At 64.6% G+C, this 16344-nt stretch carries 13 protein-coding genes; 7 read left to right on the plus strand and 6 right to left on the minus strand.

What is annotated here, in order from left to right:
- Positions 1–12 precede the first annotated feature (12 nt).
- Positions 13–1269: a D-amino acid dehydrogenase gene (locus tag ACN9MW_RS24520; RefSeq protein WP_426163657.1), complete on the minus strand. Its 1257-nt coding sequence runs from the start codon at positions 1267–1269 to the stop codon at positions 13–15.
- Between the two features lie 15 nt (positions 1270–1284).
- A complete protein-coding gene (locus ACN9MW_RS24525) occupies positions 1285–1659 on the minus strand; it encodes a hypothetical protein (protein ID WP_426163659.1) in 375 nt (124 codons plus the stop codon).
- A gap of 117 nt (positions 1660–1776) precedes the next feature.
- Between ACN9MW_RS24525 and tal the strand changes: the two genes are divergently transcribed.
- The 6 genes from tal (at position 1777) to ACN9MW_RS24555 (ending at position 11635) form a co-directional block, all read left to right on the plus strand.
- Positions 1777–2706, plus strand: a complete 930-nt coding sequence (tal, locus tag ACN9MW_RS24530; protein WP_426163661.1) for a transaldolase — start codon at positions 1777–1779, stop codon at positions 2704–2706.
- 130 nt (positions 2707–2836) lie between these two features.
- The gene (locus ACN9MW_RS24535) at positions 2837–4030 is read left to right on the plus strand and encodes an efflux RND transporter periplasmic adaptor subunit (protein WP_426163663.1); all 1194 of its coding nucleotides are present in this window, start codon (positions 2837–2839) and stop codon (positions 4028–4030) included.
- A gap of 12 nt (positions 4031–4042) precedes the next feature.
- On the plus strand, positions 4043–7189 hold the full coding sequence (locus ACN9MW_RS24540) for an efflux RND transporter permease subunit (protein ID WP_426163665.1): 3147 nt from the start codon (positions 4043–4045) through the stop codon (positions 7187–7189).
- Positions 7186–8685: an efflux transporter outer membrane subunit gene (locus ACN9MW_RS24545; protein WP_426163667.1), complete on the plus strand. Its 1500-nt coding sequence runs from the start codon at positions 7186–7188 to the stop codon at positions 8683–8685. The genes ACN9MW_RS24540 and ACN9MW_RS24545 overlap by 4 nt, the downstream gene beginning before the upstream one ends.
- Positions 8685–9758, plus strand: a complete 1074-nt coding sequence (locus ACN9MW_RS24550; protein WP_426163669.1) for a patatin-like phospholipase family protein — start codon at positions 8685–8687, stop codon at positions 9756–9758. Before ACN9MW_RS24545 ends, ACN9MW_RS24550 begins: the two co-directional genes overlap by 1 nt.
- 89 nt (positions 9759–9847) lie before the next feature.
- Complete coding sequence (locus ACN9MW_RS24555) at positions 9848–11635, plus strand: methyl-accepting chemotaxis protein (protein WP_426163671.1); 1788 nt, start codon at positions 9848–9850, stop codon at positions 11633–11635.
- A gap of 12 nt (positions 11636–11647) precedes the next feature.
- Here the strand turns inward: ACN9MW_RS24555 and ACN9MW_RS24560 are convergent, their stop codons facing one another.
- From ACN9MW_RS24560 to ACN9MW_RS24575, 4 genes are read right to left on the minus strand one after another with little or no spacing between them, the layout of a single operon-like run.
- Positions 11648–12499 carry a hypothetical protein gene (locus ACN9MW_RS24560; protein WP_426163673.1) on the minus strand — a complete coding sequence of 284 codons (852 nt, stop codon included), beginning with the start codon at positions 12497–12499 and terminating at the stop codon, positions 11648–11650.
- Between the two features lies 1 nt (position 12500).
- Positions 12501–13736, minus strand: a complete 1236-nt coding sequence (gene hemW, locus ACN9MW_RS24565; RefSeq protein WP_426163675.1) for a radical SAM family heme chaperone HemW — start codon at positions 13734–13736, stop codon at positions 12501–12503.
- Positions 13733–14320, minus strand: coding sequence for an RdgB/HAM1 family non-canonical purine NTP pyrophosphatase (gene rdgB / locus ACN9MW_RS24570; RefSeq protein WP_426163677.1), 588 nt, complete (start codon positions 14318–14320; stop codon positions 13733–13735). The genes hemW and rdgB overlap by 4 nt, the downstream gene beginning before the upstream one ends.
- A 31-nt stretch (positions 14321–14351) precedes the next feature.
- A complete protein-coding gene (locus tag ACN9MW_RS24575; protein ID WP_426163679.1) occupies positions 14352–15356 on the minus strand; it encodes an NADP-dependent oxidoreductase in 1005 nt (334 codons plus the stop codon).
- A gap of 99 nt (positions 15357–15455) precedes the next feature.
- Here ACN9MW_RS24575 and ACN9MW_RS24580 point away from each other — a divergent pair, with 99 nt between their 5' ends.
- A complete protein-coding gene (locus ACN9MW_RS24580; protein ID WP_426163681.1) occupies positions 15456–16337 on the plus strand; it encodes a LysR family transcriptional regulator in 882 nt (293 codons plus the stop codon).
- Positions 16338–16344: the final 7 nt, after the last annotated feature.

The following is a 16344-nucleotide window of genomic DNA, read 5'->3' on the forward strand; positions in this document are numbered from 1 at the left end:
CGCACTGTCCAGTCAAGCCGCCACGGGTGTACCCCTGCGCTGCACGCCCGGCACGAGCGCCGCCTCCACTGTTCCCGCGATGAGCTCAGCAGTAGCGGCCGACATGGTCCAGCCCAGGTGGCCATGGCCGGTGTTGTAGAACACGCCAGGGCGCCTGCCCGGCCCGACGCGCGGCATCAGGTCAGGCATCATCGGGCGCAAGCCGGCCCACGGCACCACTTGGCGCGTGCAGACGCCGGGGAAGCACTGCTGCACCCAGTTCACCAGCGGCGCAATGCGGTCGGCGCGGATATCGCGGTTAAAGCCGTTGAACTCCGCCGTGCCCGCCACGCGGAAGCGGTCGGCGCCCAGGCGGCTGCTGACCAGCTTGGTGGCGTCATCCACCAGGCTGACTTTCGGCGCCGCGGCCCGGCTTTGCGCATCCTCCAGCATCACCGTGATCGAATAGCCTTTCACTGGGTAGACATTGACCCGGTCGCCCAGCATGGCGGCAAACTCGCGGCTGGCCGTGCCCGCGCAAATGACGAGGGCGTCGAAACGCATCGACTCCTGCGTTTCGTCCAGCGCGAAGGTGACGCGGGCGCCCCCTTTCCCCGCGTCCAGGCCAAGCACATCGGCGCCGCACAGCATTTGCACGCCGCGCGCTTCAGCCGCCTGCGCCAGCCCAACCGTGAACTTGTGGATGTCGCCCGTGCTATCGCTCTCGGTAAAGAAACCGCCGTAGAACTGGCCTTCGAGCGTCGGTTCGATGGCATGCATTTCCTCGGCCGTCACGGCGCGCCGCTGCAAGCCGCCCTGCGCCAGCAGCCCGGTCACCTGCGCCGCATGGTCGAAACCCGCCTTGTCGCGGTAGACATGCAGGATGCCTTCATGCCGCGCGTCGAAATCGATGCCCTCTTCGCGCGCCCAGCCAAACAAATGCTCGCGCGCTGCAATTGCGAGGCGCGTGCTGGCGATGGTATTGCTTTCATAGCGGGAAATGGCGGCAAGGAATTCGGCGAACCAGGACAGCTTGTGCCAGCCCGGCCTGGGGTTGACCAGCAGCGGCGCATCGCTGCGCAGCATCCATTTCAAGCCTTTGCCGACGGTGCTCCAGCTGTTCCACGCCTCGGCATGCGAGGCCGATAGCTGCCCCCCATTGGCGAACGAGGTCTCCATTGCCGGGTAGCGGTGGCGTTCAAACAAGGTGACCCGCAGGCCGCGGCGCGCCAGCGCATAAGCTGTCGTGACGCCGGTGACGCCGCCGCCGATCACTGCGACTGATTTCATGAACAGGCCCGCTTCTTACTGCGCCGCCACCCTTCCGTGCGAAGCGGCGCCGGTAGCGCCCAGCACACCGGCAATCAGCAATACGTACCACAGCGCACCAGTACCGCCATGCAGCGCCATCAGGGCAGTGGCATCGGCCACCAGTGCAGCAGCGCAGCCCAGCGCCAGCAACAGCAAGGCGATCGACACGGCAAACGACAGCGCGCGGAAATTGGCCACGCGCGCGCCGGTGGCGAACAACAGGTAGCCCGCCACGCTAAACAGCGGGAACATCAGCCACAGCGAAACGCCAGCGGCCAGCCCGCCTACGCCCAGCTGGGCCAGTACCAGCGCGGCTCCGGAAAACAGGCCCAGCGCCAGCAGCAGCGCTCCAACAATTGCCAAAATCATGGCTAACTCCTCAGACCAAAATATGAGAATACTAATAATCCCCATTGTAAACGCAACATGGCGGGCCGCGCCGATTTAGTACAATAGGTTTTTTCGTCCCCCACATCCAGGACTGCAATGAATCAGCTCGAACAGCTCAAGCAATACACTACCGTTGTTGCCGACACCGGCGATTTCCAGTCGATCAAGGCGTATGCGCCGCAAGACGCAACCACCAATCCATCGCTGATCCTGAAAGCGGTGCAGAAGGATGAATACAAGCCGCTGCTGGAAAAGGCAGTACGCGACAACCCGAATGCGTCTACCGGCGAGATCATCGACAAGCTGCTGATCGCCTTCGGCACCGAAATCCTGAAATTCGTTCCAGGCCGCGTTTCGACCGAAATCGACGCCGCGCTGTCCTTCGACGTGGCCGGCAACCTGGCCAAGGGCCGCGAGCTGATCGCCCTGTACGAGCAAGCCGGCATTCCACGCGAACGCGTGCTGATCAAGATCGCCTCCACCTGGGAAGGCATCCGCGCTTCCGAGCAACTGGAGAAGGAAGGCATCCGCACCAATATGACCCTGCTGTTCTCGCTGTGCCAGGCCATCGCCTGCGCCGAAGCAGGTTCCCAGCTGATTTCCCCGTTCGTCGGCCGCATCTACGACTGGTACAAGAAGTCCACCGGCATCGACTACCAGGGCGCGGAAGATCCGGGCGTGCAGTCCGTCAAGCGCATCTACAACTACTACCGCAAGTTCGGCTACAAGACCGAAGTGATGGGCGCGTCGTTCCGCAACACCAGCCAGATCCTGGAACTGGCAGGCTGCGACCTGCTGACCATTTCGCCGGACCTGCTGCAAAAGCTGGCCGACACCCAGGCCGCGGTCGAGCGCAAGCTGTCCCCGGCCGATACCGGCACCGCCGTCAAGATCTCGATGGACGAAAAGACTTTCCGCTTCATGCTGAACGAAGACGCGATGGCGACCGAAAAGCTGGCCGAAGGCATCCGCGCCTTCGTGGCCGACTCGAACAAGTTGAAGCAGATGATCTCGGCCATGCGCTGAACACGACCCGTTTCACTGCGGAAAAGGACGCTTCGGCGTCCTTTTTTGTTATTTGGGCCTATACAAAACGTTACAATTGACAGTGTTATACAATTTTCGGCGCAGTCCCCCTTCACAGAACGAGACGCCAATGAAACCTGTATTGCGCACCCTGCCGCTGGCAATTGCCCTGTCGCTGCCGCTCACGGCATGCGGCGATAAAAAAGACGCCAGCAAGGCGGCCCCGCCCCCTCCCACCGTTTCCATCATCACCGCCGCCAGCGGCGAAGTCACCATCACCAACGAGCTGCCGGGCCGCGTCGAAGCTTCGCGCATTGCCCAGGTGCGGGCGCGCACCCCAGGCATCGTGCTGCAGCGGGTGTTCAAGGAGGGCGGCGACGTCAAGGCGGGGGAAGTCCTGTTCCGCATCGATCCCGCGCAATTCCAGGCCAATGTGGAAAGCGCCGATGCCGCCATTGCGCGCGCCGAGGCCAACCTGGCGCAAGCCGACCTGAAAGCCAAGCGCTACAAGCCGCTGCTGGCGGCGCAGGCGGTCAGCCAGCAGGAATACGACGACGCGGTTACCGCGCAAAAGCAGGCCGGCGCAGAACTGCAGTCGGCCCGCGCCGCGCGCAAGAACGCCGGGCTGACCCTGGGCTATGCCACCGTTACCGCGCCCATCTCCGGCCGCGTGGGCCGCGCCCTGGTCACCGAAGGCGCGCTGGTCGGACAGAATGAAGCGACGCCAATGGCGACCGTGCAGCAGCTGGACCCGATCTACGTCACCATTACCCAGTCTTCCGCCGAGCTGCTGCGCCTGAAGCAGGCGCTGGCCGCAGGCACGCTGAAAAGCGCCGGCAAGGACCAGGCGCGCGTTACCCTGCTGACCGAGGACGGTCAGGAATATGCGCGTCCCGGCAAGCTGCTGTTCTCCGATGTCGCAGTCGACGAATCGAGCGGCTCGGTATCGATGCGCGCCGAATTCCCGAACCCCGAACGCAACCTGCTGCCGGGCATGTACGTGCGCGCCCGCCTTGAACAAGGCGTCAACGAATCGGCCATCACGGTGCCGCAGCAGGCCGTGGTGCGCGGCGCGGAAGGCGCCTCGGTGCTGGTGGTCGGCGCCGACAACAAGGTCAGTTCGGTGCCGGTCAAGGCCGATGCCGCAGCCGGCGGCAAATGGGTGGTCAGCTCGGGCCTGAAAGGCGGCGAGCGCATCATCGTGGAAGGCTTCCAGAAGACCAAGCCAGGCGGCACCGTCAATCCGGTGCCGTGGAAAGGCCCGGCATCCGGCCCTGCACCGGCGGGCGCCGCGCCTGCCGCATCCGCCCCGGCGGCCAGGTAAAGGGGCCGCCACATGGCAAAGTTCTTCATCGACCGCCCCGTATTTGCGTGGGTGATCGCCCTCTTCATCCTGCTGGGTGGAGCGCTGGCCATCACCACGTTGCCGGTGGCGCAATATCCCACCATCGCACCGCCATCGATCGTCGTCAGCGCCACCTATCCTGGCGCAACCGCACAGGTACTGGACGACTCCGTCACCTCCGTCATCGAACAGGAGATGAATGGCGCCGACGGCCTGCAATACGTCGAGTCGCAAAGCGATTCGAGCGGTTCGGTCAGCATTACCGTCACGTTCCAGCCGGGCACCAATCCGGACCTGGCAGCGGTGGACGTACAGAACCGCATCAAGCGGGTGGAATCGCGCCTGCCGCAAGCGGTGATCCAGCAAGGCGTGCAGGTCAACAAGGCGCGCTCCAACATCCTGATGTTCGTCGGCGCCTACTCGACCGACGGCAGCATGGACCCGACTGCGATCGGCGACTACCTGGCGCGCAACGTGCTCAACGAGATCAAGCGACTGCCGGGCGTGGGCCAGGCCCAGTTGTTCGGTACCGAGCGCTCGATGCGCATCTGGGTCGATCCCGACAAGCTGACCGGCTACAAGCTCAATATGAGCGACGTCACCACCGCGATCCGCCAGCAGAATGCCAACGTGGCCGGCGGCACGGTGGGCGATCTGCCCAACACCCGTGCCCAGGCCTGGTTCGCGCCGGTGGTGGTAACGGGCCAGCTGACGTCCATCGAGGAATTCGGCAAGATCGTGCTGCGCGCCAACCGCGACGGCTCCCTGGTGCGCCTGCGCGACGTGGCCCGCATGGAGCTGGGCGGCTCCAGCTACAGCATCAGCGCGCGCCTGAACGGCCAGCCTTTCGTTGCCATCGCCGTGCAGCAGTCGCTGACCGGCAATGCACTGGCCACCGCCACCATCGTGCGCGAGAAGATGGACGAGCTGCAGAAGTACTTCCCACCGGGCCTGAAGTACACCGTGCCTTACGACACCTCGCTGTTCGTCAAGATCTCAATCGAGGAAGTGGTCAAGACCCTGCTGGAAGCGGTCGCCCTGGTGTTCCTGGTGATGTACGTGTTCCTGCAGAACTTCCGCTACACCCTGATCCCGACCATCGTGGTGCCGGTGGCGCTGATGGGCACTTTCGCCGCCATGCAGGTGTTCGGCTTCTCGATCAACGTGCTGACCATGTTCGGCATGGTGCTGGCCATCGGCATCCTGGTGGACGATGCGATCGTGGTGGTGGAAAACGTCGAGCGCATCATGAGCGAGGAAGGCCTGTCGCCGCGCGAGGCGACGCGCAAGGCCATGTCGCAAATTACCGGCGCGATCATCGGCATCACGCTGGTGCTGATCGCCGTGTTCATCCCGATGGCCTTCTTCGGCGGCGCCGTGGGGGCGATCTACCGCCAGTTCTCGCTGTCGATGGTGTCGGCCATGGTGTTCTCCGCGCTGATGGCGCTGTCGCTGACGCCGGCCCTGTGCGCGACCATGCTGAAGCCGGTCGAGGCGGGCCACCATCATGCCAAGACCGGCATCTTCGGCTGGTTCAACCGCGGCTTTGCCGTCACCGCGACCCGTTACCAGGGCTGGGTGGCGAAGATCCTGACGCGCACCGGGCGCTTCCTCCTGGTCTTCGTGGCGCTGCTGGGCATCGTGGCCTGGCTGTACGTGCGCCTGCCCTCCTCCTTCCTGCCGAACGAGGACCAGGGCTATATCATCGCCAACGTCCAGTTGCCGCCGGGCGCCTCGCGCAACCGCGCCGAGGCCGTGCTGGCCGAAGTGGATGCCTACTTCCGCGCCCAGCCGGGCGTGGCGCGCACCATTGCAGTGGCGGGCTTCAGCTTCTCCGGCAACGGGCAGAACGCCGGCCTGGTGTTCGTGCCGCTGAAAGACTGGAAAGAACGCGGTCCCGACCAGTCGGCGGAAGCGATTGCCGGCCGCTCCTTCGGCGGCCTGGCGCATATCCAGGATGCGCAGGTGTTCGCACTGAGTCCGCCGCCGATCCGTGAGCTGGGGAACGCCACCGGCATCACGGCCCGCCTGCAAGACCGCGGCGGGCTTGGCCACGAAGCCTTGCTGGCGGCGCGCAACCAGCTGCTGGAGCTGGCGGGCAAGAGCAAGATCCTGACCGGCATGCGCCCGGAAGGACTGGAAGATGCGCCGCAACTGCAGGTCGACATCGATCGCGAGAAGGCCAACGCGCTGGGCGTGTCGTTCGCCGATATCACCGCCACGCTGGGCACCGCGTTCGGCTCGTCGTATGTGAACGACTTTGCCAGCAGCGGGCGCCAGCAGCGCGTGATCGTGCAGGCCGACCAGCAACGGCGCATGCAGCCGGAGGACATCCTGCGCCTCAACGTGCGCAGCAGCACCGGCACGATGGTGCCATTTGCCTCGTTCTCCAGCACCCGCTGGGTGACCGGCCCGATCCAGCTGGTACGCTACAACGGCTATCCTGCCTACCGCCTCAGCGCCGGCGCCGCACCGGGACACTCCACCGGCGAAGCCATGGAGGAGCTGTTGCGCCTGGCCGAGCAACTGCCGCCGGGCTTCGGCATCGAATGGACCGGCCAGTCAGCCGAGGAACGCCTGTCCGGCTCGCAGGCGCCGGCGCTGTTTGCGCTGTCGATGCTGGCCGCCTTCCTGGTGCTGGCTGCGCTGTACGAATCGGAATCGATCCCGGTCGCCGTGCTGCTGGTGGTGCCGCTGGGCGTGCTCGGCGCCCTGCTCGGCGCGCATATCCGCAGCCTGCCGAACGACGTGTACTTCAAGGTGGGCCTGATTGCGATCATCGGCCTGTCCGCCAAGAACGCGATCCTGATCATCGAGTTTGCCAAGGACCTGCAGGCGCAGGGCAAGGGCCTGATCGAGGCGACACTGGAGGCAGTGCACCTGCGCTTCCGCCCGATCATCATGACCTCCCTGGCCTTCATCCTCGGCGTGCTGCCGCTGGTGATTGCCTCCGGCGCCGGTTCGGCTTCGCAGCGCGCCATCGGTACCGGCGTGATGGGCGGCATGATCACTGCCACCGTGCTGGCGGTGTTCCTGGTGCCTGTGTTCTTTGTGGTCGTGCGCCGCATCTTCAAGGGCAGCGAACGCCAGCGCCGCCTTGCCGCGCATGAACTGGATCTTCCGGAGTCGAAGCAATGATGAAGCCCATCCCTTCCGCCCAACCGGCCTTCCGCGCGCTTGCCGCTGCCCTGCTACTGGCTGGTGCCGTGTCCGGCTGCTCGATGGCCCCAACCTACCAGCGTCCAGCGGCACCGGTCGCTGACGCTTTCCCCGCCGTGCCGCCTGCCGCGGGCGCTGCCGGCAGCGAAGCATCCACCGGCGCAACGCAATCCGCCGTCGAAACCGGCTGGCGCAGCTTCTTCCCTGATGGCCGCCTTCAGCAATTGATCGCGGCAGCCCTGGAGAACAACCGCGACCTGCGCATCGCCGCCCAGCGCATCGAAGAAGCGCGCGGCGCTTACCGCATCCAGCGCGCCGACCGCCTTCCGACGCTGAACGCCACGCTCAGCGAATCGCGTGGCCGTACGCCCGGCTTCGCCAACGCCAGCGGCCAGCCCCAGATCGGCGAACGCTATGACGCCGGTCTCGGCATCTCCGCCTTCGAACTGGACTTCTTCGGGCGCGTCAAAAGCCTGAGCGATTCCGCTCTCGCCGCCTACCTGGCCACCGAAGAAGCCAAACAGGCCGCCCAAATCAGCCTGGTCGCCGAAGTGGCCAAAGCCTACTACACCGAGCGCGCCTTCGCCCAACAGCAAGCGCTGGCCGAAAGCACCTACGACGCCCGCAAGCGCACCTTCGACCTGACGAAGCAGCGTGTGGAAGGCGGCGCTTCGTCGCGTCTCGACCTGCGCTCCAACGAGCAGCAGATGGAAACCGCGCGCGCCTCGGCCCTGGCCCTGGCCCGCCAGCGCGCGCAAGCGGCCAACGCGCTGGCACTGCTGGTCGGTCGGACACTGCCAGGCGGCAGTGGGCAAGGCAGTGCACAAGGCAGCGCGGCGCCGATGCCGGCCACGCTGGAGGCGATGAGCGACGCAGAGGCCGACGCCATGTCTAGCCTCACAGCGGGCTTGCCTTCCGACCTGCTCGCCAACCGCCCCGACATCCGCGCCGCCGAGCAGCGCCTGAAGGCCGCCAACGCCAACATTGGCGCCGCCCGCGCCGCCTTCTTTCCACGCATCTCGCTGACCACTTCGATCGGCAGCGCCAGCCGCGATTTCAGCGGCCTGTTCGACAGCGGCAGCAATACGTGGAGCTTCGCCCCGCAGCTGGTGCTGCCGATCTTCGACACCGGCCGCAACCTGGCCAACCTCGACGTCAGCCACGCCCGCAAGAATATCGCCGTCGCCGATTACGAGAAGACCATCCAGCAAGCCTTCCGCGAAGTCGCCGACGCCCTGGCCGCCCGCACCTACCTCGGCGAGCAGGTCGCTGCCCAGCGCGCGGTGCAGGACGCCCAGGCCGAACGCCTGCGTCTATTACAATTACGCTTTGAAAACGGGGTCGCCAGCTCGCTCGACGTGCTGGACGCCCAACGCGAATTGTTCACCGCGGAGCAGGCCCTGGTCCAGGCACGCCTGCTGCGCACAAGCAGCGCCATCGACTTGTACCGGGCGCTTGGAGGAGGCTTGAAGTAGTGGATTCACCGATCAGTATCCGTCTTGGCCAGCGCGCCCGCCAGCGCATCGAGCGCGAAGGCTTGCAGGCCGCCGACATCGCCATCATCCCCGCCGCCGCGGGCGGCCCAAAAGGCCTGATCCTGAACGGCATCGACCAGTGGATGTTCGGCGAATGGCTGAAACAGGCGCCGCGCCAGCGCCGCCTGATCGGCGCCTCGATCGGCGCCTGGCGCATGGCAGCCGGCGCCTTCCACGACCCGGTGGCCGCGCACAAGCGACTGGCCCACCACTACACCCACCAGACCTACCCGGACAAGGTAGATGCCGCCTATGTCAGCCGCGTCATCCGCAGCCTGCTCGATAGCGTGCTTGATGGCCGCGGCGGGGAAATGCTCACCAATCCCGACTACCTGCTGTCGGTGATCACGGTACGCGGCATCGGCCCGCTGGCCCGCACGCGCGGGGTCCGCTGGCGCGAAATGGCAGGCTTCCTGCGTGCTGCTGCCGGCAATGCGCTCTCACGCAGCCGCCTGGCCGGCGCGATGGAACGGGTGGTCTTCCACGATACCCGCGACGATGCAACCTGGCTGCGCGCCAGCTTCGACGCTTTCGCCTCGCATTACGTCGGCCTGTCGGAACAGAACCTGCGTTCCGCCCTGCTGGCCTCCGGCTCGATCCCGCTGGTTCTGCAGGCGGTCAGCGACATTCAAGGCGCACCGCCGGGCGACTATTGGGACGGCGGCCTGATCGACTACCACCTGCACCTGCCCTACCAGCGCGACCAGGGCCTGGTGCTGTACCCGCACTTCACCGACCACATCGTGCCGGGCTGGCTCGATAAATCGATGCCTTGGCGCCGCGCCCGCGATAGCGCGCTTGAGAATGTGATCCTGGTCTCGCCGTCGCCATCCTTCGTGGCGCGCCTGCCCAACCGCAAACTGCCCGACCGCACGGACTTCAAGCACTACGGCCAGGACCATGCCGCCCGTATCCGCGACTGGACCTACGCCATCGGCGAAAGCCAGCGCATGGCCGACGCGCTGGCGCAGTGGGCTGAGAAGCCCGACCTGCGTTTAGCCCAGCAGTTCTAATCCTCTGCTTCCTGTTGCAGCCTTGCAACGGGATATCTACCACGCAACTATTAGGTGCATACTAGTGCCCTAACCTACTGGAGGTTTGTATGCAATTCCTGTCCCAGCTCCGCATCGGGCCCCGCCTCGCGGCGGGCTTCGGCATCGTCCTGCTGCTGTCGGCCATCGGCACCAGCTATGCCCTGTACCACTCCAACGATACCGCCAACGCCACGCGTGCCATGATGGAGCGCCCGCTGGCCAAGGAGCGCATCGTATCGGACTGGTATGTGCTGATCTATTCGGCCATCGCGCGCACGCAACTGATCGCGCGCAGCAGCGATGCTGAACTGTCGACCACCTTCGCTACCGTGATTGCCGACAGCGCCAAGCGCGGCGCCGAGCTGCTGAAGTCCGTCGAAGGCCTGCTGGAGACGGACGAGGAACGCAAGATCTACCAGGACGCGGTCGCCATCCGCAACAAATACCAGGACGCGAAGAACCAGGTGATGAACGCCAAGAAGGCCGGCGATGCGGCAGAGGGAGAACGCCTGTACCGCGAAGTCTTCGAGCCTGCCGCCAAGGCCTACCAGGAAAAGGTCAATGAACTGCTGGCGCAGCAACGCAAGTCCATCGACGCCACGGCCGCCAGGATCAACGAAGCCAACGCCCGCAGCACTCGCCTGATGCTAACCCTCGGCATCTTGCTGCTGGCCTTTGGCGCCTGGGCCGCCTGGGTCATCTCGCGCAGCATCACCGTGCCGCTGAACTCCGCCCTCGGCATCGCCAACACCGTGGCCGAAGGTGACTTGACCACGCACTTCGAAGAGCAGACTGCACGCGATGAAATCGGCGACCTGATGAAAGCCCTGCGCGGCATGAACGACGCGCTGCGCCGCGTGGTGAGCCAGGTGCAGACCGGCACCACTGCCATCGCCACCGCCTCCAGCGAAATCGCCGAAGGCAACCTTGACCTCTCCTCGCGCACCGAACAGCAAGCCAGCTCGCTGGAAGAAACGGCGTCCTCGATGGAGGAATTGACCTCCACCGTGCGCCAGAATGCCGACAACGCCAACCAGGCCAACCAGCTGGCGCAGGCCGCTTCCGACGTCGCAGCACGCGGCGGCGAGATCGTCGGCCAGGTGGTGGAAACCATGGGCTCCATCGACGCCTCCTCGCGCAAGATTGTCGACATCATCGGCACTATCGACGGCATCGCCTTCCAGACCAATATCCTGGCGCTGAATGCCGCCGTGGAAGCGGCACGCGCCGGGGAGCAAGGCCGCGGCTTCGCGGTCGTCGCGTCCGAAGTCCGCAACCTGGCACAACGCTCAGCCGCTGCAGCCAAAGAAATCAAGGAGCTGATCGACAACTCCGTGGTGCAAGTGAATGCCGGCACCTCGCTGGTGCAGCAGGCCGGTACCACCATGGGCGAAGTGGTGACCAGCGTGCGCCGTGTGACCGACATCATGGGCGAGATCACCTCGGCCAGCCGCGAGCAAAGCGTCGGCATCGATGAAGTGAACCAGGCCATCGGCCAGATGGACCAGGTGACGCAGCAGAACGCCGCCCTGGTGGAAGAAGCCGCCGCCGCTGCCGCCAGCATGCAGGAACAGGCCGCCCAGCTCGCGCAAGTCGCCGCCTCCTTCCGCCTCGGAACGGAAGCAGTGGCGCGCTGGAGCGCCCAGCCCCGCCGTGTCGCAGGCGACAGCAGCGTTGTCGCGGTAGAAGCTGCGCCTGCAAAACGATTGGTGGCGCCGGATGCCCGCACCAAGCCGCGTGCCGCGGCGCGTGCGACGACTGACGACGCGGCGCCCGCGGATCGCAGCAGCGAGCGCCGCACGAAAACCGAACGGCGTGCCCCCGTCGCGAGCAATGACGAATGGGAAGAATTCTGAGCGGCGCCCCGTTCAGCCAGCCCTGCTAAATAGTCGCGAAAACAGACTGTTCTTGCGCGTAATACCGACTTCGCCTAATGCCGGGCTTGCCCTTTGCACCAGGCGGTCATCATAAGGCCAAAGGTCGTCGTGTGGCTTTCCGCACCTGACAAAGCAGCGATGCGTCACGAGTTCAACCCGCTCACCATGGGTCAGGCCGGACTCGTCATCATCATCATCATCATCGCTCGCCAGGTCTTTCTTGCCATCGACATTGAAATAGAAAGTATCGCCTACGACAAAATCACGGCGAAATTCCGTCCGCCATTGCGAGTTGCGCCCCCAACCATGTGATAAGTCCTGGTGGGGCCGATTGCTCCGCAAGTACGTCCAGTACAGTGTCGACGCATCCGCGATTCCCGCGACAAGCAACTGGGCTCCGGCAGAGACGCGGACACCAGCCCTGGAAACCATCATGTTCCCGAGCATGACACACGGCCATTCGAATTCCACGATGGCGACGGGACTGAATGGCGAGGCGGCCCGCTCGACCCGTACCACCTCATGGTAGAAGGGCGAAAATTGCTGCGGCTTGAGCACAGTCATGCCGAGTGCTTCAGCGAATGCAGCATACTCTTCGAGGGAAATCGGAACCTCCTCCCGCAGCAAGAGATCAAGCCCCCTGGCGAGCGCATACAAGGTCCACGATTCCTCAACCTCGATTGGTGGAACGGGATTGCCCTCGCGCTGCCCAAGCAATAGCAGCCACTCCCGCGCGTCGTTATGCTCGCTTAACCACGGTTCCAGTACCTCCGCAAAAACGGCATGCCCCTGGTAATTCGACAAGGCATGAAACAGCCGGTGGAAGGCATTCCAGGCATCCATCTCAAAGGAACATCTGCTGCAGGTCGTTGAGGAAGCGCTGGCCCAATTCGGTCGGCTTGATCAGCATGTGGTCGCGGTACAGCAGGCCTTTGGCTTCGGCCGCATTCAATTGCTTCTCGATGGTGTTCAACGCCACGCCGGTGCGTTCGGCGAACAGGTTCGGCTCGAAGCCGCCTTGCAGGCGCAGGGCGTTCAGCATGAACTCGAAGCCCATTTCGTCGCGCGACAGCTCGCGTTCTTCCTGCACCGGATTGCCGGCGGCTACGGCATCCATATACGACTTGGGCTGCTTGTAGCGCGCCTGGCGCAGCACACGATGCGGGAAGGACAGCTTGGAGTGGGCGCCGGCGCCGATGCCGAGGTAGTCGCCGAACTGCCAGTAATTCAGGTTGTGGCGTGCCTGGTGGCCCGGCTGGGCGTAGGCCGACACTTCGTAGTGGCCATAGCCGTTCGCGGTGGTCAGCTCGGCGATCATGTCCTGCATGTCGGCGCTCAGGTCGTCGTCCGGCAGTTGCGGAGGATATTTGGCGAACAGCGTGTTCGGTTCCATCGTCAGGTGGTACAGCGAGAGGTGCGGCGGCTTGAAGCCGATTGCGGTCTCGATATCCTGCCGTGCCTGCTCCAGCGTCTGGTTCGGCAGCGCGTACATCAGGTCCAGGTTGAAGTTGTCGAAGTTCGCCAGTGCGATTTCCACTGCGCGCTTTGCTTCGCCGTCATCGTGGATGCGGCCCAGCGCCTTCAGGTGTTCGCTGTTGAAGCTCTGGATGCCGATCGACAGCCGATTGACGCCGCTGTCGCGGTAGGAGCGGAATTTCTCCGCCTCGAAGGTGCCGGGATTGGCCTCCATCGTGATCTCGCAGGCGCCATCCAGCGGCAACAGGCTGCGCAGGTCCGACATCAGGCGGTCCATGCCGGCTGCGGACATCAGGCTCGGCGTGCCGCCGCCGATGAAGATGGTGTAAATCTTGCGCCCCCAGATCAGGGGCAGCGACATTTCCAGGTCGCGCCGCAGCGCATCCAGGTATTCCTTCTCGGGTACCTCGCCCTTCGCCTCGTGCGAATTGAAGTCGCAATAAGGGCACTTGCGCACGCACCACGGCCAGTGGATGTAGAGCGACAATGGCGGCAAGGCTTGCAGGTTCAGGGCGCCCGGGCGCAAATAGGTTGCAGCGACGCCGGCGGCGCTGTCGATGGTGCGGCTTGGTACGGCATTGCCGACCGGCTTAATCGGAATCATTTCTTCAGCTTCTCTACCAACGCACGCAGGGCCTGGCCGCGGTGGGACAGGCGGTTCTTCTCTTCCGGGGCCAACTCGGCGACGTGCTTGCCCAGCGACGGGATCAGGAAGTAAGGATCGTAGCCAAAGCCGCCTTCGCCGCGCGCTTCGGCCGAAATCACGCCCTCCCAACGGCCATCGGCGATCACGGGCTGCGGGTCGTCGGCATGGCGCACGAACACCAGCACACAGTAATAGTAGGCTGATTTGTCGGCATGTGCAGCCAGGTCGGCGATCAGTTTTTCGCTGTTGCGCGCATCGGATTTCGGCTCGCCGGCATAGCGCGCCGAATATACGCCAGGCGCACCGCCCAGCGCATTGACGCACACGCCCGAATCGTCGGCCAGGGCCGGCAAGCCGGTCAGGCGAGACGCGTGGCGTGCCTTGGCCAGTGCATTTTCGACAAAAGTGTGGAAAGGCTCTTCCGCCTCCGGGACGTCGAATTCGCCTTGCGGATGAACGGAAAGCCCGATGGTCGAGAGCAGCTCGTTGAATTCCTTGAGCTTGCCCTTGTTGTTCGATGCGAGAACGATGCGCTGTGTCATGAATGTCGGCTCTTTTAAGGGAGCCGACATTTTAAACCACTTGCAGCACCAGCTTGCCCTGGTTGGCGCCCGTGAACAGCTTGGCAAAAGTCTCGGGGAAGGTGTCCAGGCCCTGCACCACGTGCTCGCGGGTCTTCAGCGTGCCGGCCTGGATCCAGCCGCCCATGGTGGTGATGGCTTCCATGGCACGGGGATAGTAGTCGGCCACCATCACGCCGCGCATGGTGGCGCGCTTGACCAGCAACTGCAGGTAGTTCGACGGGCCGGACACCGCTTCGGTACTGTTGTACTGCGAGATCGCGCCGCAGATCACCACGCGGGCGCCGTGCGCCAGGTTAGCCAGTGCGGCGTCCAGGATGGCGCCGCCGACGTTGTCGAAGAAGACGTCGATGCCCTTCGGCGCATGCTGGCGCAGCGCGGCTGCCACGTCTTCCGACTTGTAATCGATAGCAGCGTCAAAGCCCAGTTCTTCGACCAGGTAGCGCACCTTGTCCGCGCCGCCGGCAATGCCGATCACGCGCGCACCTTTGATTCTGGCGATCTGGCCTACCAGGGCACCCACTGCACCGGCAGCACCGGAAACCACCACGGTATCGCCTTCCTTCGGCTGGCCCACATCCAGCAAGCCAAAATAGGCGGTCAGCCCCGGCATGCCCAGCGCGCCGAGGAACAGCGGCAGCGGCGCCAGCGCTGGATTGACCTTGCTCAGGCCAACACCGTTGTGAATAGCGTATTCCTGCACGCCCAGCAGGCCGCTCACATGCTCGCCCGCCGCAAAACCGGGATTGCGCGATTCGACCACGCGGCCGACAGCGATGGCCCGCATGACCTCACCCAGGGCCACTGGCGGCATATACGACTCGGTGGAGGCGTTCATCCAGCCGCGCATGGCCGGGTCGAGCGAAATGTGCGACACGTGGATCAGGACTTCTCCCTCTTCCAGCGCCCGCAGCGGCACGGTGACGAAGTCGAAATCGGAACGCTGGACGGCGCCGTTTGGGCGGCGGGCCAGCAGGAAATGACGGTTACTGGTCATGTTGCTTCCAAAAGAGTGTTGAATGCTGCCAGTGTACGGAGCCGAGGCTTGCTTGATAAGTCAACGATCAGGCATTACATTGTTGATCATGGAGGAACAATGAACCCGCAACGCCTTGCCATTTTCACCAACATCATCCAGGCCGGCAGCATCAGTGCCGCCGCGCTCAAGCTGGGCTGCGGCAAGTCCGTCGTCTCGCGCCAGCTCGCGCAACTCGAAAAAGACCTTGGCGCGCGCCTGATCCAGCGCTCAACGCGCCAGCTCGCGCTGACGGAAGTGGGCCAGCTGGTGCTGGAGGAAGCCCGCCAGATCGAGCGCTCGCTGGACAAGATCGCTCACCTCGCCGACAGCTACCAGCAGCAGGTGCGGGGCCTGCTGCGCGTGTCCTGCTCCCTGGCCGGACGCCGCGTGCTGGTGCCCTTGCTGGCCGAATTTACCGCGCTGTACCCACAGGTGAAGGTGGCGCTGCAACTTGACGATGCGATGGTGGACCTGATTGCGCAGCAGGTCGACGTGGCGATCCGTACCTCGGCGCTGGTCGATTCGACGCTGGTGGCGCGCAAGCTGGCCGAGAGCGCCAACGTGGTGTGCGCCGCCCCGTCCTATCTGGCCAGGTGTGGTACGCCGCGTACGCCGCAGGAACTGCAGCAGCATGCCTGCCTGCTGTACGCGGTGGGCGCCCGTGTGTATGACGAATGGAATTTCGGCGAGGCGGGCATCTTCCGCGTCGACGGGCCGCTGCAGATGAATGACGGCGGCGCGCTGGTCACGGCTGCGGCTGGCGGCGCGGGCATTATCAAAGTGCCTTTGGCCATCGTCGCTGACGAACTGGCCAGCGGGCAGTTGGTGCGCATCCTGGAAGATGTGGTGCTGCCGCCGGGGCCTGCTACCTATGCGGTTTATCCGGCGCGGGAGTTTCTTCCGCTGAAGACTGCGGCGTTTGTGGAATTCTTGCGGGAGCGTATGGGCCAAAACCGGTAAACCTGGG

Origin of the sequence: Pseudoduganella sp. R-34 (genome assembly GCF_049904655.1) — a bacterium.
Lineage (GTDB): Bacteria > Pseudomonadota > Gammaproteobacteria > Burkholderiales > Burkholderiaceae_D > Rugamonas.

Coding starts and splice junctions, on each gene's coding strand:
- ACN9MW_RS24525 (WP_426163659.1), bottom strand. CDS start 1,659: ATGATTTTGGCAATTGTTGGAGCGCTGCTGCTGGCGCTGGGCCTGTTT.
- ACN9MW_RS24560 (WP_426163673.1), bottom strand. CDS start 12,499: ATGGATGCCTGGAATGCCTTCCACCGGCTGTTTCATGCCTTGTCGAAT.
- tal (WP_426163661.1), top strand. CDS start 1,777: ATGAATCAGCTCGAACAGCTCAAGCAATACACTACCGTTGTTGCCGAC.
- ACN9MW_RS24520 (WP_426163657.1), bottom strand. CDS start 1,269: ATGAAATCAGTCGCAGTGATCGGCGGCGGCGTCACCGGCGTCACGACA.
- hemW (WP_426163675.1), bottom strand. CDS start 13,736: ATGATTCCGATTAAGCCGGTCGGCAATGCCGTACCAAGCCGCACCATC.
- rdgB (WP_426163677.1), bottom strand. CDS start 14,320: ATGACACAGCGCATCGTTCTCGCATCGAACAACAAGGGCAAGCTCAAG.
- ACN9MW_RS24555 (WP_426163671.1), top strand. CDS start 9,848: ATGCAATTCCTGTCCCAGCTCCGCATCGGGCCCCGCCTCGCGGCGGGC.
- ACN9MW_RS24540 (WP_426163665.1), top strand. CDS start 4,043: ATGGCAAAGTTCTTCATCGACCGCCCCGTATTTGCGTGGGTGATCGCC.
- ACN9MW_RS24535 (WP_426163663.1), top strand. CDS start 2,837: ATGAAACCTGTATTGCGCACCCTGCCGCTGGCAATTGCCCTGTCGCTG.
- ACN9MW_RS24575 (WP_426163679.1), bottom strand. CDS start 15,356: ATGACCAGTAACCGTCATTTCCTGCTGGCCCGCCGCCCAAACGGCGCC.
- ACN9MW_RS24545 (WP_426163667.1), top strand. CDS start 7,186: ATGATGAAGCCCATCCCTTCCGCCCAACCGGCCTTCCGCGCGCTTGCC.
- ACN9MW_RS24580 (WP_426163681.1), top strand. CDS start 15,456: ATGAACCCGCAACGCCTTGCCATTTTCACCAACATCATCCAGGCCGGC.